12 protein-coding genes are annotated in these 22,114 nt (G+C 57.6%); 9 read left to right on the top strand and 3 right to left on the bottom strand.

The genetic code is table 11. From position 1 onward, the window contains the following. Window positions 1-447: 447 nt before the first annotated feature. Window positions 448-5,712, bottom strand: a complete 5,265-nt coding sequence (locus ACR9YP_RS11710; protein ID WP_474219829.1) for a Ulp1 family isopeptidase — start codon at window positions 5,710-5,712, stop codon at window positions 448-450. 324 nt (window positions 5,713-6,036) lie between these two features. On the opposite strand from ACR9YP_RS11710, the gene ACR9YP_RS11705 reads away from it, so the two are divergent. The 8 genes from ACR9YP_RS11705 (at window position 6,037) to ACR9YP_RS11670 (ending at window position 12,143) form a co-directional block, all read left to right on the top strand. Continuing rightward, window positions 6,037-6,174, top strand: a complete 138-nt coding sequence (locus ACR9YP_RS11705; RefSeq protein WP_474219828.1) for a hypothetical protein — start codon at window positions 6,037-6,039, stop codon at window positions 6,172-6,174. A 669-nt stretch (window positions 6,175-6,843) separates the two neighbouring features. After that, window positions 6,844-7,977: an urea ABC transporter substrate-binding protein gene (locus ACR9YP_RS11700; RefSeq protein ID WP_474219827.1), complete on the top strand. Its 1,134-nt coding sequence runs from the start codon at window positions 6,844-6,846 to the stop codon at window positions 7,975-7,977. A gap of 81 nt (window positions 7,978-8,058) precedes the next feature. Further along, window positions 8,059-9,945, top strand: a complete 1,887-nt coding sequence (locus tag ACR9YP_RS11695) for an ABC transporter permease (protein WP_474219826.1) — start codon at window positions 8,059-8,061, stop codon at window positions 9,943-9,945. Continuing rightward, window positions 9,942-10,442, top strand: coding sequence for an ATP-binding cassette domain-containing protein (locus ACR9YP_RS11690; protein WP_474219825.1), 501 nt, complete (start codon window positions 9,942-9,944; stop codon window positions 10,440-10,442). The genes ACR9YP_RS11695 and ACR9YP_RS11690 overlap by 4 nt, the downstream gene beginning before the upstream one ends. Continuing rightward, window positions 10,385-10,675 (top strand): hypothetical protein, encoded by a 291-nt coding sequence (locus tag ACR9YP_RS11685; protein WP_474219824.1) that lies wholly within the window; start codon window positions 10,385-10,387, stop codon window positions 10,673-10,675. The genes ACR9YP_RS11690 and ACR9YP_RS11685 overlap by 58 nt, the downstream gene beginning before the upstream one ends. A 15-nt stretch (window positions 10,676-10,690) precedes the next feature. Then, window positions 10,691-10,963, top strand: coding sequence for an ATP-binding cassette domain-containing protein (locus tag ACR9YP_RS11680; protein ID WP_474221047.1), 273 nt, complete (start codon window positions 10,691-10,693; stop codon window positions 10,961-10,963). After that, entirely contained in the window at window positions 10,954-11,346 is a 393-nt protein-coding gene (locus ACR9YP_RS11675) for an ATP-binding cassette domain-containing protein (protein WP_474221046.1), read from the top strand. The genes ACR9YP_RS11680 and ACR9YP_RS11675 overlap by 10 nt, the downstream gene beginning before the upstream one ends. Before the next feature lie 146 nt (window positions 11,347-11,492). Beyond that, window positions 11,493-12,143: an LbetaH domain-containing protein gene (locus ACR9YP_RS11670; RefSeq protein ID WP_474219823.1), complete on the top strand. Its 651-nt coding sequence runs from the start codon at window positions 11,493-11,495 to the stop codon at window positions 12,141-12,143. A gap of 158 nt (window positions 12,144-12,301) precedes the next feature. On the opposite strand, the gene ACR9YP_RS11665 is transcribed toward ACR9YP_RS11670, so the two are convergent. Continuing rightward, window positions 12,302-13,723: an MATE family efflux transporter gene (locus ACR9YP_RS11665; protein WP_474219822.1), complete on the bottom strand. Its 1,422-nt coding sequence runs from the start codon at window positions 13,721-13,723 to the stop codon at window positions 12,302-12,304. Continuing rightward, window positions 13,720-20,184 carry an amino acid adenylation domain-containing protein gene (locus tag ACR9YP_RS11660; RefSeq protein WP_474219821.1) on the bottom strand — a complete coding sequence of 2,155 codons (6,465 nt, stop codon included), beginning with the start codon at window positions 20,182-20,184 and terminating at the stop codon, window positions 13,720-13,722. The genes ACR9YP_RS11665 and ACR9YP_RS11660 overlap by 4 nt, the downstream gene beginning before the upstream one ends. A gap of 1,224 nt (window positions 20,185-21,408) precedes the next feature. Here ACR9YP_RS11660 and speD point away from each other — a divergent pair. Beyond that, on the top strand, window positions 21,409-21,849 hold the full coding sequence (gene speD / locus ACR9YP_RS11655) for an adenosylmethionine decarboxylase (protein WP_474219820.1): 441 nt from the start codon (window positions 21,409-21,411) through the stop codon (window positions 21,847-21,849). Window positions 21,850-22,114: the final 265 nt, after the last annotated feature.

Raw genomic sequence — 22,114 nt, 5'->3', positions numbered from 1 at the left:
AGCTGAACTGAGATCGGCTGGCGCCGAGCTACTGCCGGTGCGGGTGTATGGAAAAGCGCACGCGTCCGCACCGGGCTGGGGGGAGCCCCTCAAGAACATCGAGAACCTTCGCGCCAATGGGAACACTACAGTCGACACCCATCACCAACCCCGCTCAGTCGCGAGATTCTATACTTGAAGACCTCCGAGTGATCGAGGATGGACTGGAGCAGCTCCGGCCGCCCCGGTACGGCTGAGGCGGTGATCAAGTGACCCGCACGTTAACGCTAGGGTGCCTGCTTTCTGCAAGGCAATGCTCTCCAACACGCTGGGTGTGTCAGGAGCAGCTCGAGAGAGGACTTGCTGTCGACGCCAAGTCCTTGAAGGAAAATCTGGTATGTCCGCCTGGTGAAAAGGGTAAGTATTCGTCCTCACATTGCGAGTTGTTGGGAGTGTCCATCAACGTGGTCAGCCCCTAAGACGGTTTTGCAGTGCCCGCCGGCTCGCGACGAGGTTGTCGAGGTTTAGCTGCTCTGGCCGTTGTCCTTGCGACAATTGGCTAACCAGCTCTCGCGTGCCATCCACCACGTAGACGCCGCAATCATAACTGTTCTGCTGCTGGGCCATGGGGCGTCGCTCAAGGCGGGCATCTAGCACTTCTGCGAGCTTTGCTGCATGGGTGTGATTGCGTCCCTCGGCGGAGTCGTAATGATAGGCAACCGGCCCTTCCGGCGCGTCGCGATCAAGGAGCAGCAGGGACCAATGGCGGCCGCCATCGTCCTCGTCATCGTTCACCGGCAGAAACAGGAAGCGGGCCGTATCGTTACCATCCTGGTCGTTGACGATCCCATGCAAGTTTTCCAGGAGGACGTCCTCGTTCAGAGTCCTGCGCAGCACATGTGCTGTTGCAGGCTCCACGAGGCGAGTCCGGGCCGCCAGATCCGGATTGTCCTTCTGCAAGTCCCGTAACAGGAGTGCGTAATCCGCCGCGATATGCTCATCGCCCAGCCATTCCATGTCGTCGAGCAACTGCCCGCTAGGTCCGTGGATCGAGGCTGTCGGAACCCAAGTCCCGAGTAGAGCATCGGACGGTGTGCGCGGAAACGGATAGTGAGCATCGTCACGCAGCTCGTACGGTGTCGACGGCGACTGAGCCGCGACAGGCAATGATGGCTCGGCTTCCCCGGCCGGCCACATACTCCAATCAAAGTCAGACGGTATCTGTAGCGACCACGTTGAGGTGGACCCGGCAGGTTCCTGCCGTAGAGCTTGTTCTACCTCCTGCGTGCGTTCAGGGGTGGTCACGCCGTACGATGGGCCGCCTTCCTCTATCCTCCAAAGCAGATCCTGATCGTCACCTTCCGGAGGGAGCTCCTCTGGCCAATTGTGTTCCAGAGCGAGACCATCAACGTTCCTCCGGCGGACTGTGATCGACGCTATTCCGCGCTCAGACCGGAAGTCCCGGAGACGATCTAGAGCCGTAGGAACGGTTCGCCTCTTTCGATCTTTTTCGAAGGCCTCGGCATCGCGGTCGAGCGAGCCATCGTTGAGCCGAGCAGCGATCCCCGACCTGTGGTTTGCAAACAGCCACTGGCTGAATCTGCGAAGAGGACGAACATATTGGGTTTTGGCAGTGATCGCCTCGTACCCCGCGCCGATCAGTGCGGGCTCGAGACCTGCAATAAGGGACGCGTCCGCAGAGTATAAGGGAGCGGGCATGCGTTTGCTCGCTCCGTCCCGGAGATCAGCCAGCGCCGCATTGACAGCTCTATAACCGCCGGCTTCTCGATAGAGGTTGGCATCTTGATCCAGTTCATTGACTGACGTGTCGTTAAGTTGGGCAGCAATGCTGCGTTTCTTGTTCTGACGAAGGTAGCGACTGAAATGAATGAGAAGACTCGCATAAGACTTAGCTCTGCCCGAAGTGCCCTCAATCGCAGCTTGCATTTTGTAGTTTTTGATGAGGTTCACGTCGTCGGGATAGGCAAACTCGTCTCCTGCGGCCGTCACAACTTGGCTGGCCGAGTGGGAGGTCGTGGCAAGACTTTGCGGACTTAAGATCTTCCGCCTCTTCGCCGGCGTGAAATCCACTGTTCGACGTTCATAGTTGATCATCACCCCGTCGCCTGGCGGAAGGTTGCTTGTATCTAGCGCATGCAATAGCTCGTGGGAGTCCTGACGGTGCTCATGCCGCCAGCTCTGAGAGAGGACGGCGTCGCCAGGGCCGTGAGCCTGGTACCCGCTCGCAGCGGGCTCGAGAGACATCTGGTCGTTATCCTCCGCCGGCGGCATTCCTTGCTCAGGAATACCCTGGTCATCCTCCCCCGGAGGGAGCTCCTCCGGCCAGTTGAAAGGCCTTTGCGACGCGCCGTGCTGTGCAGCGGTCTCCGCCGCAACCTGACCTCGCAATGTGATTGGAGCGATTCCGCCGGCCGATTTGAACGCCCGGAGGTGGTTTAGTGCCAGACCGGCGAAGTACCCACCGCACTTCTCGGCATCCCGGTCCAGCGATTCGCTCTCAAGCCGAGCATTTATTGCTGATTTCTCGTTGACCAAGAGCCAATGGCTCAGCCTGCGCAGAGCCCGTACATTCTCGATTGCGGTACTCTCCTGATAACCTGCCGACATCATCGCTTCCTTAAACCCCGAGATCAAAGACGCATCCTCAGGATAGATCGACCGCGTGCTCGGCCGTCGGCCCACGCGCAACTGGCGACGAGACTCCGCTTTCATGTTGGCAGGAAGCTCGACTGCCCCGCCTACCGCATGCGACGAGCTCGTGTATCCATATCCGCCTGCGTGCATCGTGGGCTGCGCCTCCTGCCAGGCCGGCTCCACTTCATCCGTGAAAGCCGGTGGTGCGCGACCGCCTAAGTTATCGCTCCCGCCGAGCTGGCGCTCAGCGGGAACTGCTTGCGAATCGTCTGAAGCACCCGTCCTCTCTGCTAGCGTTAACGCCGCTGTGACTTGCGTATCTCGCTCGTCGTTGATGACGACCTCTTCGCGTGATGGCTCCTCAAGTTCAATCGCCCGGGCGCCTGCCGGCGATTCTCGCAGGTGAGACAGTGCGGTACCGATCCTCCGATTGCTGCCGGCCTCCTTCCTGTAAGCCGTGACATCTTCATCCAGCGATTTATTGGAGAGCCGAGCAGCAAATCCCGGCTTGTTGCTCGTGCGGAGGTACTCACTGAATTCGCTAAGAGCGGTTGCGTATTGGCTCTTAGTTTTGCGATTCTTGGTGGCGGTTGCTTTGTACTCTTCAATGAGCGCCGCATCATTGTCGTAGGGATTGAATTTTGTGCGGCTTGCGATTGGCGGCCCCCCGCTTTCCGACTGGGAGGCTCGGAGATGATCTAATGCCTTAAGGATGGACCGGTTCGGAGTCTTGTCGAATGCCTTGGTATCTTCGTCCAGCGACTCGTGGTTAAGCCGAGCAGAAATTTCCGGCTTGTTGTTCTTAAGGAGCCAACGCCCCAATCTGAGAAGAGCGTTTACATTATCGGTGATGGTGCGCGGCTTGAAGCGGCGCTTGATGAGTGCTGGCTTTAGTCCAGCGATAAGGGATGCGTCCCGGGAATAGAGGGGGTCTCCGATGAGACCGACGAAAGCCCAAGGCGACTGGCCTGACTGCAGCGGGGACGCGCCGGGCACTGATCGGTCTTCGTGCGACGTGGGGGTGTATTCGCCCCCTCTCGCCTGCGCGATGGGCTGCCTCTCCGGTACTGAGGCAGCGAGTTGCGCGGTTGGCTCAAGCGCCGACGATGAGCCGGCTTCGTCCATCATCTCGGAAGCCAAATTCTGGTCGTACCCGTCCGCAGGGAGGACCTCGGCCAAGCTCACAGCTCCCAGCGAGGCGCTGTGGTGCGAAGCATCATCTCCGACGTGTCCCGGCTCTGTCAGGACCACGCCGGGATCAGGACCGGGGGGAAACTGGCGCTCGAGCTCCATCGCCCTGACGCCTGCCGGCGACTTTAGAAAATGAGCCAGTGCGGTACGAATCTTCCGCTTACCACCGGAGTCCTTATAGCCCTCGACATCCCTATCCAATTCATGCAGCGACCTGCCGGAAAGCTGAGCGGCGATGCCCGGCCTGTTTTTGTTACGCAGATAGTTGCTGAAATCGGCAAGAAGGGGTGCGTAGCTCTTCGCGGTATCTTGAGTGATCCCTTCCGCAGGCGCTTTTTTGTACTCGTTCACGAGGGCCGCGTCTTCGGGATAGGGATTCAGGACGCGTTTCACACGCGGCGGAGCTACGTCCGCCGACCGGGGAGCCCTCAGAAGAGCTAAGGCCGTAACGACGGATGAGGAGCCACAGCTTCTCTCGAACTCTTCGACATCCCGACTGAGCGAGTCGTCGTGCAACCGAGCAGCAATACCCGGCTTATCGCTTGCAAAGAGCCAGCGAGCTAAGTTGAGCAACGGCTCTCCATTGGACCCAACGACGGTCTCCTCGAGGCCGAGGATAAGGGATGCGTCATCGGAATAGAGAGGGAGCGGGCCGCCATCGACGTAAACTGCAGCTGACCGAGCCGACTGTGCTAGCGAAACGCCAAGCATCGTTCCGCCGTCTTCATCATACGGAGTTGGCGAGTGGTCCTGCACGCTCTGCTGCACGATGAGCGGATCCCCCGCGGGCGATGCGCCCACTTGGGTACTCGACTGGAAAGGTGACGAGGGGTCGGCTTCGTCCATCGACTCCAAAGGAAGGTCCTCATCGTGACCTTCCGCACGAAGGACCTCTGGCCAGCTGCTAGCTCCCTCCGACAAGCTGTGCTGCGTAGCGGCGTCCCCAATGAACGTCGGCTCCGCCAGGACCGCGTCTTCAGAACATGGAGCGGGCGGAACATGGCGCTCCACTTCAATCGCTTGTGCGCCCGCTTGCGATTTTCGCAGACGACCTAATGCGGACACGATCTTCGGATCATATCCGGGCCTTTTCTTATAATCGTCGACATCATTGTCTAGCGACTTGTCGGAAAGCCGGCCAGCAATGCTCGGCTTGTTCTTTTCGCGTAGGTAGTCACTGAACCTGGTCAGAGCAGTCGCGTTGTTCTGGCCGGTACCGGTTCGTGTTTCGTTTTTGTACTGCCTGATGAGAGCCGCGTCCTCTGGATGAGGAGTTAACTTAACGGCGCCCGCAATCGGCACGACTCCGCCCGCGGACTCGGAGGTGCGAAGATGATCTAGTGCCTTACGGACCTTCTTGGTACCGCCCTTTTTTATGAACTCCTCGACATCAGCCGCCAGCGACTGGTCATCAAGCCGAGCAGCAATAGCCCCCTTCCTGTTTTCAAAGAGCCAGCGGTCGAGAGTCAGAAGATTACTTACATTGTTCCCTGCGGTGCGCTTCGAAGCGTTTCCTTTGATGAGGGCAAGCTCAAGCCTCGAAATAATGAGCGCATCTTGGGAATAAACGGGGCGATTGCTGTGACCGACCAAAACCCCATTTGACTTTATCGGCTGCGCCGAGCCCCCCATCATCGCCCCACCACCTCTACTATGCGGCGCTGGCGCATCTACTGGCCCACTCCCTTGCGTGATGGCCTGAGGCTCCGATGCCGATCCCTCCAGTTGATGGCTAAGCGGCTGCATCACCACCCGATCGCCTGAATTGCCGATTTCGCTCAGCTGCTGCTCAAAGGCCGCCGAGTCTGCGGACGGAGCCCGTGAGCTCTCTTGCGGGCCGGCGCTGCCCGATTGTTGACGCAGCCGGTTGGTTGATCGGAGCTCCATTCGTTCTCACTTTCGGAATATAGGCCAACTGAAGCCTGTGATTTGGCCGAGAATTGAGTCGGCAGCATCAGAGCCCATCAGGAAACGCCGTGAAGGTCCCAACATGCCGTATCCAAGCACCCCAACCGCGCTCCATGTTCTTTCCTTGCGATCGGCAGCTATGACCGCCTCTGGCGACCCAGCTATGGGCGATAGCTGTCGAGAACCTGACGACGACGCTATTCCGAGTTCCGCCAGGGGCAAGATGCGTGCGTCGTCTGTTGGGGGACAGCAGGTCACGCCAGACCCGGCATGCGCCGTAGGTGCAGTCGCTGGAAGCTTGCCTTGATCTTGCTCCCGAGCCCCTCGTCGCTGCGGGTCCTGACGCTGGTCGAACTGATGGCAACAGCGGCCATCCCGCATATCACGATGAAGCGTTATGGAGTTCAGGTGGCGCGGAAGCGCTCAATTCTGCTGGTCTGATGACAGCAAAGTCGCGGTATGGTTCACGTCGTAAAGGAAAACACTCGTCTCCGGCGAAATGCGCTCGACAGCACGGCATGCAAGCGCATTGACTCTAAAAATTGCTCCGGGCCTGTTGGCGCCGGAGTCCGAAAGCTGAAGGCAGCTACATTGATCGAGCTGTCCACTGGAGCTGGCCCGTAAGCCGGATTCTAGGCCGATCCTGAACTCGATGCGCCGGCAAGATCACTGCGACGGCAGCGTACTTGGCTGATGAACATTTTCGTCTGTCGCATAGAGTTTTGGCAAGTCCTTCCAGAATCCCGATGTATTCTAACCGGCAACTCGCCCATACCATCCTCTTCTACCGCGCGACATTGCAAACGCCATCTGCGCCAGAGGAGCGCATTTACTCTTCCTGCCGCCCTACAGTCACGACCATAATGCGATCGAGGAGGTATCGCCAGCTCAAGGGATGCGAGCCGCCCCACACGTATGTCCAAGCAATTTGACGCAAGGTCGGCGAACTCCTCGGCATCCAAAGACGAATGCGCGAACTATCCAAAAGCTCAGGATATGTTCCTATCCCTCTAAAGGCGAACACTATTCCCTTGATTTTCTAGCGCAGCGCTCTGCGCGGCATCCATCGCCGGCTCATTTTCCGGCCGCGCGATCGCCGCATCTGACACTGTGGCGATCGCCTCCCTGCACGATTTGTCGGGAGCGCTGGATATCTATGGCGTCCCTTCTAATTTGTGCATGAAGGTGGCCGTCGAGGAGATCAATGCCGCCGGCGGCCTGCTCGGCAAAAAAGTCGAACTCAAGGTCTATGACGGCCAGTCCGACATCAACAAATATCCGCAATATGCGCAGAAGGCGGCATTGAACGACAAGGTCGTCATGGTGCAAGGCGCGCTTAGCGGGGGCGCGCGCGAGGCCACACGCCCCGTCTTACGCAAGTACAAGATACCGTTCATTTACGGCTCGTTCTACGAAGGCGGGCTTTGCGAGAAGAACACGTTCTGTCTCAACACGGGGGGCAACCAGCAGGTGGTGCCGCTGCTCGAATGGTCATTTAAAAATCTCGGCAAGAAGCTCTACTACATCGCCTCAGACTATAACGCGCCACGCAATTTCGGCATCTGGAACCACGTGATGGCCAAGCGCGAAGGCGGCCAAGTGCTAGCAGATGATTACTACCCGCTGGATGTCACGGATTTCACCGCGGCCATCGCCAAAATCCAGGCGGCAAAGCCGGATATCGTCCATTCCTGTCTCGTTGGCGGCCCTGCCATGGCGTTCTACCGGCAGTGGGCAGCGGCCGGAATGCTGACCAAGATCCCGATCATCTCGATCGTGTTTGCCGCCGGCAATGAGCACGAGGTCCTTGCTCCGGAAGAAACTGACGGGGTGATCGTCGCCTACAATTACTTCCAGGAACTCGACACGCCCAAGAACAAGGAATTTCTGGCCAAGGTCGAAGCCGTAGCCGGCAAGAGCCACCCCTACATCAACGGTGAAGTCTTTGGCGGCTACAGTGGCGTCATGCTTTGGGCTGAAGCCGTCAAACGTGCCGGCGGCTTCGAGCGGGAGCCGGTTCTGGCGGCTCTCGAAAGCGGCATCCGGTGGGAAGGCCCGGCCGGAGTGATGACCACGGATGGCCCTACCCACAACACGACTCAGGACGTTCACATCATCAGAGTCAAGAACCGTGTCTGGAGCTTGATCGAAAAGAAGGAGCAGATTCCGCCGGACACCTATGGCGGCAAGTGCAACGTCTTCACCAATCCCAATCAGACAGATTTTCTGATGCCGCAGATCTAGGTGGCTGGGCCCGCGGCGCCGCACATTTGCCGGCGCCGCCGCCCACCGGCCCGTCTCCGTTTTCGCAAGCCGAGATAGATCATGGACCAGTTCGTCATATTGTGCTTCGCGGTGGTCAACTCCATTGCGCTTCTCGCCCTGATCAGCTTGGGGCTAGCCATCATTTTCGGCATGATGCGGGTCATTAACTTCGCGCATGGTGAGTTCATCATGCTTGGCGGCTACGCCACCGTGATCGCCAATCATGCAGGTGTCAATCTTTGGCTTTCCATGCTGGTTGTCGCCCCCATTGTCGTCGGCCTGATCGGCGCTGTGGTGGAGCGCCTCATCATTCGCCGGCTCTACGGTCATCTCGTGACGACGATGCTGGCGACCTGGGGGCTTAGCCTGTTCTTGATCGGCGCGGTGACCGCCATCTTCGGCAACACGACGATGGGCGTGAGTGCTCCGCTCGGCAATATCCCGGTCGGGGCCTATTCCATCGGCGCTTACCAGCTGTTCCTGATCGTCATCACGGCGCTGCTGGTAGGGGCCTCCCTGTTGGCGCTGCACTGGACGAAATCCGGGCTGATCGCGCGGGCGGCAATGCAGAACGCCGAGATGGCGGTAACCCTAGGAGTCGATTGCGATCGCGTCTATGCGGCCACATTCATCATGGGCGCGGCCATCAGCGGCCTCGCCGGTGCACTACTTGCGCCGATATCCGGCGTCCTTCCGCACATGGGGGCCGCCTATGTTGCCCGCGCCTTTGTCACCGTCATCAGCGGTGGTGGCGCCCTGATTACGGGGTTCCTGTCCGCCGCAACGATCCTGGGGCCAGTTGAGGCGTTGCTTTCCTATTTCGCGACGCCGGTCGTCGGTCAGGCCTCGCTGTTGCTTTTGGCTGTGATATCATCCTGCGCCTGTTTCCGATGGGCGTCTCCAGCTTGTGGACCGGAGGGCGATAAAATCATGCTGCGCCAACTTAATCATGCCCTGTTTCCAGCCGCTCTTGTGCTGTTCGCGGCCCTTGGGCCGTTCGTTCTGGAGCCATTCGATCTCGTCAATCTGTCGGCATTTTCGGCCATGGCGATCGCGGCGCTCGGGCTCGCCTTCGTCTGGGGGACGCTTGGGATCCTGAACCTCGGACATTCGGTTTTCTTCGGTCTCGGAGCCTACGCCTATGCCATCGCAGTCTCCAACTTCGGCGACAGTACGATCGCGGTCTTGATTGGGACCATGTCGCCGGTCGTATTCTCGCTTGTCCTTGGCTACTTCCTGTTCTTCAGCCGTCTGGGAGACGTCTATCTCGGTGTCATTACACTCTGCGTGACGCTGATCTTCTATTCCTTCATGACGTCGACTGCGGACCCCTGGTTTCACATCGGTCCGGTGCCGCTCGGCGGCTTCAATGGCATCACCGCCGTACCGTCTCTCAATATGCCGGGTGATCCCCAGGGATTGCTGTCCACGGAAGCAACTTTCTCGCTCTGCCTGGTAGCGTTGGCCGGCATTTACATTCTGCTCTCGTTCCTGCGCACGAGCGATGCAGGGCGGATCATGACGGCGATTCGCGAGAGCGAGTTGCGGAGCGAACTCCTCGGCTATGACATCCGATTCTACAAGCTCCTTGGCTTTGCCATCAGTGCTGCCATCGCGGGCCTTGGCGGGGCTCTTTACACGGCAGTGATGGGTTTCGTTAGCCCGAACGTCTTCGATCTCCCGCAAGCCTCGCAATTCGTTCTGTGGGTGATTGCCGGCGGACTCGGGACCTTCGTTGGACCAGTCGTAGCAAGCTTCGGTTTCCAGCTTCTCAGCAGCCAGCTCGGTTCCAACACGGTTTTCAATACCGAGCTTATTTTCGGCGCGACGATCATCCTGTTCGTTCTGCTGGCTCCGCAGGGCCTGCTGCCGACGTTTCTCAAGCTGTCGAATCTGAGATTCCCGTACCGCTTCGGCAACTTGCGGCGGAAGGAGAAACCGGCATGAGCGACTCGCCAATTCTCGCAACGCGCGGTCTTGTTAAGCGTTTCGGCAGTGTTGCAGCGGTTGACGGCGTCGACCTCGAGGTGGCGGCCGGTGAAATCCGCTGCCTCATCGGCCCAAACGGCGCCGGCAAGAGCACGCTGTTCAAATGCCTGACCCATCAGCACCAGCCGACCAGCGGCCACGTTCTTTTCGAGGGCCGAGACCTACAGGGGCTGACGACCCATCGTATTGCGCGCTTGGGAATTGCCATCAAGAACCAGATCCCCAGCGTCTACGCGAACCTCGACGTTCGGGAGAATATCCGACTCGCGGCGCTGCGCAGAAGCCTTGCAAAGCGTGAGCTGGACTGGCGCTGGCCGAGATCGGCTTCGACTCGCGTCTTGCCAGGCAGCCGGCGGTTACGCTTTCACACGCGCATCGCCAGTGGTGCGAGCTTGGCATGCTGCGCGCGAGCGATCCCCGTCTCGCGCTTCTCGACGAGCCAACCGCCGGCATGACGCGCGACGAGATGTTGAGGACCGTCGATATCATCAAACGTCTCAACGTCCGCGCCACGGTAATCGTGGTCGAGCACGATCTGGAGTTCATCGCCCGTCTCGCACAAAATGTTACGGTCTTGCACAGGGGACGAGTGCTGGTTGAGGACACCATGGATAAGATCGAGGCAAACGAGACTGTTCGAGACATCTATCTCGGCCGCAAGACGGACGCTATTCATGCTGAAAGCTGAACAGTTGGTCTCCGGATACGCAAGACACAGGTTCTGCGCAGCTTAAGCTTTGATCTCGGCGCTCACGAGATCCTGGGAATCATCGGCATCAATGGTATGGGCAAGACCACGTTGCTCAAGACCATCATGGGACTGTTGCCGGTCGAAGGCGGCCGAATCGTGCTGGACGGGGTTGCCATTGAAACTCTGCCTGCCCATAAGCGCAGTCGTCGGGGCTTCAGTTACACGCCGCAAGGCGGTGCGGGTTTTCCCAACCTCACAAGGAGAACTTGCTGCTCGTGGGCTTGATGCCGGGTGTCGGCAACGCAAAGCCGCTTGCCGAGATATTGTATCTCTTTCCGAGGCTTGAAACGCTTCTCTCTCGCCCCAGCGCGGCGTTGAGTGGAGGCGAGCCGCAGTTGCTGGCCCTGGCGCGCGCCATGGTTCGCTCGCCGCGGCTTCTTCTGCTCGATGAACTGACAGAGGGGATTCAGCCTTCGGTGACCGACGAAATCGCCGAATGCTTGTTGTCGATTCACCGGCTTGAAAAGACAGCCATGATCATTGCCGATCAGGATCTCAGTTTCGTAGCCTCGCTGGTCGGCCGAGCGCTTGTCGTCCAGAAGGGACAGATCGTGGCGGAGCGCAATCCGACTGAACTCCTGGCCGATAGTGTTTTCGACAGGGACTGATGTCATGCTGGCGGCCTGCGTCCCGGCGATGCTGGATGTCGCCAGTGCACTACTGCTTCAGATTCCAGCAAAACAGTATCGACCAGTCCGAAAATCATGATCAACCCGTTCAAAACAAGCGCCCACCGTTCATTTGCAGAGCAGCTATGACCGCCAAAACCCTTTCAGTCCAACCGACCGTCCATCCCGCCGGGCAGCTGCACGATGCAACACTCGGTGCATATTGCGAGATTGGTGCGCGCACGATCCTGCGAGAAGTGACGATGGGTGACTATTCCTATGTCGAAAACGACTCCCAAATCACCTACACGACGATCGGCAAATTCTGCTCGATTACGGCAATGACCCGCATCAACCCTGGCAACCATCCGATGCACCGCGCGAGCCAATCGCATTTCACCTATCGGGCAAGCGCCTATTTTGCCGGAGAGAGTGATGAAGTAGAATTCTTCGATTGGCGGAGGCAACATCAGGTCCAGATCGGTCACGATGTCTGGATCGGTCACGGCGTAATCGTACTTCCAGGCCGCAACATCGGCACCGGTGCCGTGGTCGCAGGCGGTGCAATCGTTACCAAAGACGTGCCGGCCTACGCGATCGTGGCGGGCAATCCGGCCCGCCTGGTCAGGCCCCGATTCTCGGAGGAGATCGCCGGGCGGCTCGCCAGGCTTGCGTGGTGGGACTGGGATCACCATCGCCTGCATGCGGCGCTGCAAGATTTCCGCAAGCTAACGATTGAAGATTTTCTAAGCAAGTACGAAGCGGCCGAACTTGCCAGGTTGGATTCTCCGCGTTGATCGCTTCGAGGAAACTGGCTTTTCGGTCATCAGAGGTTGGAGGCTTATTCCCTTTGGCCGCTGCCAACCGCTCAAGGAGACGGAGATCGCGCTTCAAACCCGATTGGGTCGTAAGATCGGCAGCTCCCCCTTGGCGATCAAGACCCGGGACGAGCTCATCATGCGGTTTCAGTGACGCCGGTAGGGAGCGGGAGCGCTCGTCGGAGCTCAGCGAACTGGTGGAACATGACAAATAGTGCGATCATGCCGGCGCCCACTTCAGCGATTGCTTGACTGGCTAACACTCCCTTGAAACCGGCCATGGCCGGGAACACCAGTACGGCCGGTATGAAGAGATAACCCTGCCTCGCGAAGGACACCACCGCACTGAGGCGTGCTCTCCCGAACGACTGAAGCATCGTCGTTACGAAACTCTCAATGCCGAACAGTCCAAAAAACAGATGGAAGACGATGCAGGTCGAGACGGCAATTTCCGTAACCTTATCGCTATCGCTGAACAGCCTGACCAAAGGTCGCGCAAAGATCACAACAGCCGCAGAATACGCAATGGAAGAAGCGACAGTTATGGAGAGCATGAACTTCGCAGCCTTCAATACGCGGGCAAAGTTGCGTGCCCCCCAGCTGAAACCGAGGATAGCTTGAGAACCTATACAGAAGCCGGTAATAGGCAGTGCGCCGATCGTCAAGATTCGCACGGCTATTCCTACGGCCGCGATGGACTCGTCCCCGAACGGCGCAGCGGCTCTGTTCAAGAGCATAACGGCAATAGCAGATAAAATACTGGTCGCGGACGCCGGCGCCCCAATGAACGCAAGCTGTCTGATTCGACCAGCCCCCAACGAGACGTGTGATATCCTGACAAGGATCACCCCGCGAATCTTCGTAAAATGAGCGATATAGAGGCTAATAGCAGCGATCTGAGATGCCAGCGTAGCGAGGGCTGCGCCTCGCACACCGAGGTCCAGTAGGAATATGAACACCGGATCAAGCACAGCGTTCAGTATGAAGGCGGTAATCATCGTCCACATGCTGAAACGCGTATTGCCTTCGGCTCTGACAATGAATCCATTGACGATGTTTAGTAGCATCAGGGTGTACCCGAACAAAAGCGTCGCGGCGTAATCGACTGCCATGGGCATGATGGTTGGAGTTGCCCCGAGGATTACGAAGATCTCTCGTAGGTTTAGAAGCAGAGCGGCAGTGACCGCGATACCGATCGGAACGGCGAGCGCAAGTGCGGCACTCGCATCTCGACTCGCCTCCAGGTCATCACCAGCGCCAAGATGACGAGATATGAGCGACGCCGTTCCAACACCGATCCCCTGTCCGGCTGCTGCTAGTAGGACCACGATTGGCAGGGCCATGCTGACGGCTGCGATAGCCTGCGCGCCAAGTGCGCCCACAAAGATCGCGTTGACGATCTGCTGTAAGGCATTGATCGATAAGCCGACAACAGAGGGAATGGCGAGCCGAAGGATGAGGCGCGAGAGATTGGGGTCGAATAGATCGACGTGCTGCCTTTTCTTTGGCCTCACATCGCGATCGCTCTCGACGACGAATTCCGTATCTGGCTCATTCATGTGAAAGTGTCGCGAGCTCTTCCGAATTCGCCAATCGTCTGCAACAGCTCATGTTGCAACGCGGTGCAAAGATCTCGGGTCACCTCGTAACCGACTTGGGTTGAATCATACCTCGCTTCAATCTGCAGATGGCCGGCTTGATATCCGACGTCGAACCAGAAGAGGTGAATCACGGATGCTTCATCCATGTCTTCGCCGATCCATAGTGGAGATGGTTCGTTGTCTAAGAGACGGCGTGGAAAATGGCGCTGCACACCAGCTCGATAATTCAATCCAATTCTGGGTAAGGGCAGCCGATCGATCCGGCTCCGCACGGCTGGATCTCGGTTTAGGAATTTCATGGCCCGAAACCCCAATCCTCCGCGCGGCACGGCATTGCGCTGGCGGTGTATTGAACGAGCACGATCGGGACGCTGCTCTGTTCCGGTCAGAATCAAGGGAAGCGGGACAAGCTCGCTGATATGGCCGATGATCTGAGATGGGTCGAAATCGCCAAACAGCCGACCTCGGATTGAGGTAAGGCTATCAATCCAGAGCGAGTAGTTGCCGAAAACGCGTCCAAAGGCACCAGATATGGCGGCAAGAAGAACATCAACGTCCTGACAATGTGCTACTCTGGCTGCAATATTGAAGAGATCAGCTGTCGCTTTTTTGTCAATCTCGAGATGGTACTTGGCCTGATCTTCCCAAAGCGATCGGCTGTTCGCTTCATCCATGCGACCTTCAAGCCTCGCATTGTGAAGTTCTCTCGCGGTCACTTTCGAGAAGGTCGCGCCGCCTGATGACGTGTCGCTGACGTGAAAATTGAACTGATCGTAGTCAATCCTCTCCCAGTATTTGAGTTCGGCTGGCGCTTCGTTGTTCGCATACTGCTCAAGGCGCTTCCACCATGGAGAGAGCATTTGTATTTTCTCGGGACCACTCACGGCATGACCCGAGGCAACGGCATCGTACGCCGCATCCAATGCTTCCAGGAACAGTCGATAACCGATCCCGTCCGCTGCAAAATGATGCATCAGGACCAGCAAATAGCAATCACCGCTTTTTCCTGTGCGGAATGCCGTGACGTTAACAAGAGGCGTTTGGCCGTCAAACCGAAACATCTGCTGACGTCTTGCTGAGATGCTCTCGATTGTCCTACGCTGTTGTAGGTCGGGCATCCCAACAAGATCAATCTCTTCCACGAGGCGTTCGGCCACGTTAGTTCCGATTGTCAGACGTAGACCATCGACAGACCGAGTAATACGGAGACGAAGGCCTTCGTGCCTGTCTATGACATGGGCAAGAACGCGCTCCAGCGTTCGGACGTTCAGGACGCCGGCGGGCAAGAAGAACAGATCGCCGATGTTGAAATGCTCATCGAAGCCGGCAAGACGGTTCCAAGATGAGATTGCGGGCGCGACTGGCAATGAGCCATTCGCGGAGGGGGCGGTATGGAGCGTAACCACCGCTTCGTCTGCCGCCAACTCCCTGATGGTCGGTGTTCGATAGAGTCGGTCGACAGTGAGATTCAGCCCGGCTTTGCGCGCTAGCGTGACGCAGCGCACGCTGAGAAGCGAATTTCCGCCGATATCAAAGAAGCTTCGATCGATTCCGACGCACTTGGCGCCTAATAGATCCTGCCAAATCCCAGCAAGAATACGCTCCTTCCTCGTGCGAGGCTCAGCAGATGGAACTGGCTCGACGTCGCGGTGAGAAATGGACGACAGGCGAAAACGATCTACCTTCCCGCTTGCCGTAAGGGGGATGCTATCAGCCAAACGGAAGGCTGCTGGTATCATGTAGGATGGCAATGTGTGGCGCAGGTGGGTGACGATATCTCCAGAGCTTAGACTGTCGCGAGCCGCAACCACGCTCGCGATCAAGCGACGATGGTTATCCATGCCTTCCGCCACGACCGCGGCCTTTGTGATTGCCGGATGAGACTCAAGGGCTGCTTCAACCTCCTCCAGCTCGATGCGAAAGCCCCGTACTTTGACCTGGTTGTCCGATCGGCCGCAAATCTCGAGCACGCCGCTGGCTGAGATGCGTGCGATATCGCCACTTCGATATAGGACTCTGTATTGGCCGTCATCATACGGATTCGGCACGAAACAGCAGCTGGTCCGATCTTGATCCCGCCAGTACCCGGCAGACACGCAGCGTCCGGCGATGCAGAGTTCACCGGAAGCCCCGACAGGGACTCTATTTAGCTGGGCATCGAGCACGTAGAGTTTGACGTTGTCGATTGGGCCTCCAACGGGAACAAGCGACGAGGCGTCGTAGACATCCGATGTTTCGTAGACAGCGGCATTGGATGCACATTCCGTCGCACCATAGAAGTTCCACAACGGAACGCCCGGAAAATACGCACGCCAGCGAACGGGGAGCGAGGGAGGCATCGGTTCGGCGCTGCTTGTGACCAGCCGCAAGGCGGTCTGTCGCGAGTGCCGTTCTTGGGAAGCAATGACACCGGACAGGAGGGGAGGCGAGGCAAATAAGCGTGTCGCGCGATGTCTCACCAATGCGCATAGCAACAGATCTGGATCCAGCAACTGCTCTTGGGTTAGGATTAGCGTCTGCACCCCCTTCAGAAGTCCTCCAAAGTACTCCCAAGCGGACGCAACGAGTGATGCGGACTTCTGGATAACCATAACGTCGGTGCTGTCGAAGGGAAAACGTCGCCACATCCAATTCAATCGATTGAGAATTGCCGATTCCGGTATAAGAACCCCCTTCGGCTTTCCGGTTGAGGACGATGTGTATATAAGGCTTGCAATTCCCGGATGATCTGATGGTTTGTCGCTACACTCACAATCGTGAGCGGGCACGCTGGATCCTTCTAGGGTCAATAGACAGACCGGCGACACGTCGAAGCCAAGTTCAGCGGTATTTGCGTGAACTAAAAGTTTAGCCTGACTATCTCGCAGGATATTCTCGATCCGATCACGCGGATAATCGGGCGATATAGGGACGACAATGGCCTGCAAGGCTCGTGCAGCAAGAATAACGGCGGCCACGTCGGGCGACCGGTCGACCAGCATGGCGATCATATCGCCGGCCCCGACGTCCGAAGCTCGTAGCAGCGATCTGATAGCTGTTACGCGATCCCGCAGATCGCCGAATGTGATCTCGCCGAAATCGCCAAAATATGCCACCCGGCTTCGATTAGACACGCTGATTTGCTCGAACGCCTCGACAAGCGAACATTCAGCCTCATATGGCTGCGCCGAGCCATTCAGCGAGTCCAGCATCATGACGTCTGACGAGCTGAGGCAGCTCAGATCTTTAATGGGCGCGAGCGAGTTCTCAATGCAGGCTGCAATCAGGCAGCGCAGATTGTCGGCCATGCGGACGATCAGATCGCTTGAAAATATGTCTTCCGCATACGCTAGCTGGAGAGCAATTTCTTCGCCCTGATCTTGGGCGTACAATGTCAGATCGAACTTTACGTAGCCAGTCTCATACTCGCGGAATGTGAGATTCAACCCATCTTGGCCAGGTGGCTCCGCAGCCTCCGAGTACATGTTGAACATGACCTGGAAGATCGGTGATCGTCCCGCTTCGCGATATAGATGGGTATCCCTTACCATCCAGCCGAATGGATATGCTGAATTTGCGATGGCATTGCTGACCAGACCCTGGATGCGCAAGGCATGAACCGCAAAGGACTGGCCGACATCGATCGCGGTGCGGATTGGCAGCATATTCAGGAAAAAGCCAACAATTTCGGTGCTGCCAGGTTGATCCCTTACGACGTGCGGTATGCCAACGATAATATCGTCCTGACCACTATACATCCGCAGCAGCAGCTTGAAGCACGCAAGTAGCGTTGCCGACGTGGTGCACCCATGTTGGCGTGCAAACTCCCGTACCTGCTTGGAGAGCTCGCTGCCAAGCAGGACCGCATGGGAGTCGCCGCGGTAGGAAGTTGTTTTCGGCCGCGCTCGTCCGCTTCCAAGCGAGAGAACCGGCGGATCATCACCAATCTGACGACGCCAATAGCTACGTTGGTTGGCAAGCGACTCCGGAGTAATCTGTTGTGTTTCCCAGACCGCGTAGGCCGAGAGAGACACGCGGTTCTCTGGCAAGAACGCGGCGGCCTCGACATACCTTTGTCGAAGGTCCCTGAGCAAGACGGATATCGACCAGGCATCGATGATGATTTCGTGAGCGGTGATCAGTATGAGATGGTTGTCTGGGCTAAAACGGATCATGCGCGCGCGAAACAGATGGCCTTGATTGAGATCAAAGCTGCCGTTCAGCTCTTTTCGCCGTAACTGTGCGATCAGCTCCTCAGCTTCCTGAGCCGTGAGATGATCTGCGTCAGTCAATTCAAGACTTGCGTATTGCGGAGTATCGAAAAGCTGAACCGGACCGTCCTCGTCGATGAAGCGTGCCGAAAGTGCCTGATGGGATTGAACGACATCGGTCCACGCGCGATTGAACGCGGCCAGATCGATGATGCCCTTTATTCGCAGGCCTCCTTGAATGATGTAGTTCCTGGCGGAAGGGTCGAGCTGCGAGAGAAACCATAAGTGCTCCTGAACACGCGTCAGGGGCGAACGCTTAAGCTGACCGCACGTCGGGGCTGTGCACGGTTTCGAGTCGACTCGGGCCGCGATCGATGCTGCGAGCGATCGGATCGTTCCATTCACAACCAGCCTGAAATCCGTTCTTACACCGAGCAGAGTCTGGAGCTGACCCAATATGAGCATTGCCTTAAGAGAGTCTCCGCCGAGGCTTATGAAGTCGTCATTCACGCCAATTTTTTCGATACGCAGAATGCCGGACCAAATTTGACACAGCTGGGCCTCAAGCTCTGTTTGCGGCTCCTCGAATGGCGTCGGCAATGCAGGGCGAATACTGGTCGGGTCCGGCAACGCTCCAAAATCGACTTTTCCGTTCCTCGTCAGTGGAATACTGCCGATGTGGATGATTCTTTCTGGGACCATGTAGATGGGAAGCGCTTCGGCAAGAAAGTTCTGGAGCTCGCCTTCCCCCACTTCAGCCGGAGCCAATACATACGCGATGAGTCGCCTCGATCCTGTTTCCCGTTCGGTCCTGGCTATGTCTCTCGCCGTAAGCTTTACGCCTGCGCAGACGGAGGCGACCGCGACGGCGCCGCGCACCAATTGATGAGCGGAGAGGCGGGCCTCGATTTCTCCCAGCTCAATTCTGTGCCCGCGAATTTTGACCTGACGGTCCCGTCGACCGAGACATTCCAAGAGGCCATCGGAACGTACGCGCCCGAGATCACCTGTCCTGTATAGGCGCTGGAACGAGGGGGCGTTTGAGAACGGGTTTGGCCCAAAGCACTCTTTGGTGCGGTCCTGGTCGTTGACATAACCGGCAGCGACGCCAACGCCGCTAACACAGAGTTCGCCGACCTCTCCCGTGTTGCACAGCCGCGATCCGTCCGCGACATAAACCTCAAGGTTAGAAATCGGTTTGCCGATCGGTACATAAGCGTCGGCCAGCGCAGGCGGGACGGAAAGCAAATGATGCGTAACACCGTCTGCGCACTCAGTCGGCCCGTAGTGGTTGAGAATGGGGACCCTGGGATATAAGCTAAGCCACGCGCGCGCCAGTCCGGGTGTTAGAGGTTCGCCGACGGTAGAAATAATCCGCAAACTGTCCAGAGCCCGCTCAGCCGGCGCAAGCGACTGCAGATATTCAACAAATACTGCAAGCATCGACGGAACGAATTGAACAACCGTTACGCGGTATCCTTGAAGTGTTTGGAGAAGATATACTGGTGATCTCACCGTCGCATCGTCAATGAGTGCGATACAGCCTCCGACGCAAAGCCCTGCCAGAAGCTGCCACAGCGAGATGTCAAAGCAGTGCGACGCCGTCTGCGCGACGCAATCCGTCCGAGTGAGGGTTAGAGCCTCAATCTTTGCCATCAAATGATTGTTTAAGGCCAAGCGCTCGATCATTGCGCCCTTGGGTTGGCCCGTCGAGCCAGACGTAAATAGAACGTAGGCAAGTCCATCGTCGCTCGATGATGGCACAAGAGACGAAGTTTGGACCTCGCGCAGCGCCGCCTCTATTGCGACGAACTGCGTGATGGCCTTGCTGCCGGCCGGGAAAAGGCTAAGCGAATCCAGCTGATCTGGGCCAATAATCAGAGCGCAGCGACTTTGCTCGATCATGAATGATGTACGGGACGCCGGTAACGATGGATCGAGCGGCAGGTACGTTGATCCAGCCTTCAAAATTGCGACTACCGTCGTCGCCCAGTCGAGATCTCGCTCGCCCCAATAGCCGACCACCGCGCCGTGAGTGCCATGCTCTCGTAACGTCCTTGCGAGGGCATCCGATCTTAATCCCAGCGCCTTGTAGGTGAGTGCGTCTGCGCCGCACCTCAGCGCAACCCTCTCCGGATCCGACCTTGCAAGGCGATCGATCCCAGTGATCGGGTCGATGTGTTGATGTTCCACAAGCAGATCTTTGCCTGACCAATTTTTTGTAGGCATACGCCTCCCGCCATTCGTCGCCCTGCGCGGCCCTTAAATCAGAAGACCGAGGATCCTGAACGGGGCGTACATTGCGTAGCCACCCTGCCTCTGCCAGTCACAGCGTGCCGTTTTGCCGGTTTTGTTATCTTCTCGTCCTTTGCGTCCACATTTTCCTCGATGATCAGAAGGGGAACAGGGTGGGACGTTAGGGACCCAAGTTGGTGTTAGCACCTACCGGATCTTGTAGTAGACACGCGATGGTCCGCTGGACCCCCAAATCAGCGCGCCCGGAGATTCGTTCCGGGTTGTCATTTCTTATATTTGTAGGTACCTGCACTATGGCTTGGTGGTCTTGGCGTGAAAGGCAAACTTGATGCTCGACGGGCTGCAGTTTGCCTGCGGCCGCAAGCGATGACTCGACTGTGCCAGTACCAAGGCTGAGGCGCGTGATCCTTTTCCGCGAGGCCTGTGTTGGTTGCGTAGTCGTTGAGAGACAGTCGTTAAGCGCTCGAACATTTGCTCCCTTCGCAATACGATAGCTATGGCCAGCATGACAAATCGCGCCGGCGGAGCCATCTACGGCGGGGTGGTCCGTGGTGTCTGCTGATGTTCGCATTCGTGTCGCGTCGGTGCCGCTTAGCTTTCACGAAATGCATGCTCGACTATTCCTTTTGCGCGTCAAAGCAGCTTCCGTCTGGTCGCGTACAGCAGAACCGGTACAAATAATATTGCGGCAAGGCCGCTTAGCACTACGACGAGGCCGGAGCCGGAGTGTTATTATCGCGCGTGCGTGGTAAGCTGCGTTGCGCGAGTGATCGATGGTGACGATTTCCCCACGAGCCGAGCTTCGATAGCCGCGGCGTAGCCGGCTCGAGCACTGTGCGGGTAGACGGGCCCAGCGTCCAGACCGGCTTCGTTCTCAGTGATACCGATTGGCTTTCACAGTTTCGTAGCTGAGATCGAAATTCTGAAGGCCAATAAAAGTCCTTCTGCTGCAGCGAGAGGGGCGGATTCTTGCTATGCAGCATACTGTCGGACGCTACAGAGTGATTGTCAGCTTTAAGACCATTGTCGACAACTCGACACTTGCAGCCGGTATGAATAACCGAAAATCCCTCAATTTCCAAGCGGCACGCTACTTGCTTCATTTGCGACGCCATCACTGATGCCAGCTCGTCACCTTCTCTTCTAAATCCCGAACAACTCAGCTTAATGGGCCGATAGTCCAATGGAGATTTTTTAGTGACTATTGTTAGCAAGAAGGAAGCCCTTGATACTGAGAAGGAAGCTCCAGCGGCTTCGTCCTCCGGTGCAACGCATATGATTGTCGACCTGTGGGGAGCGAAGAATCTCGACGATCCGACCATTGCGGAAGATGCAATCCGAAAGGCCATCCGTGCGGCGAGGGCGACGTTACTCCACCTTCATGTTCATAAATTCTATCCGGGGCACGGCGTCTCCGCTATAGCCCTGTTGGCCGAATCGCACATTGCGTTACATACTTGGCCTGAGAGGTCCTACGCGGCCGCTGATATTTTCGTATGTGGCAACAGCGATCCTGCGAACGCCCTGCCGATTCTAGTTGAGGCCTTTCAGCCCGAGCAATCTGACGTTCGCCGCTTCCGCAGGTGTGTGTGTCAATCAAGCCAACACGTTGACACAGATAGTGGATCTCTGGAATAGCCGCGCGCGCACGGCGGCGCAAGCGAACATCGCTTGGCGTCCGCCGTTGTTCTCAATCTTGCGGCCGATATCGCCGATGACGCTCCGAGATAGATCCGCAGCGTCTTTGGGAACTTGTTGGCCCCTCTTGAAGTGATGGAGTTGATGGCCCTGCACGCGGCATCTCGGTGCCAACGTGGCTGCGGTCGCCAGTATTATTTGTAGTATCGACGCCGGTGCTCATGGCGGATAGCCGCATTTCTAGCGCGCGGTCGGGGCTTCCGGT

The organism is Bradyrhizobium sp. BR14999 (genome assembly GCF_056106085.1).
Note: the sequence above shows the minus strand (reverse complement) of the source record. Positions and strands in the feature narration are given on the sequence as shown.

Bases quoted from the DNA above. Each gene is read 5' to 3' on its own strand.
- ACR9YP_RS11695 (WP_474219826.1), top strand. From the start codon at position 8,059: ATGGACCAGTTCGTCATATTGTGCTTCGCGGTGGTCAACTCCATTGCG.
- ACR9YP_RS11660 (WP_474219821.1), bottom strand. From the start codon at position 20,184: ATGCCTACAAAAAATTGGTCAGGCAAAGATCTGCTTGTGGAACATCAA.
- ACR9YP_RS11690 (WP_474219825.1), top strand. From the start codon at position 9,942: ATGAGCGACTCGCCAATTCTCGCAACGCGCGGTCTTGTTAAGCGTTTC.
- ACR9YP_RS11670 (WP_474219823.1), top strand. From the start codon at position 11,493: ATGACCGCCAAAACCCTTTCAGTCCAACCGACCGTCCATCCCGCCGGG.
- ACR9YP_RS11685 (WP_474219824.1), top strand. From the start codon at position 10,385: ATGCTGCGCGCGAGCGATCCCCGTCTCGCGCTTCTCGACGAGCCAACC.
- ACR9YP_RS11710 (WP_474219829.1), bottom strand. From the start codon at position 5,712: ATGGAGCTCCGATCAACCAACCGGCTGCGTCAACAATCGGGCAGCGCC.
- ACR9YP_RS11665 (WP_474219822.1), bottom strand. From the start codon at position 13,723: ATGAATGAGCCAGATACGGAATTCGTCGTCGAGAGCGATCGCGATGTG.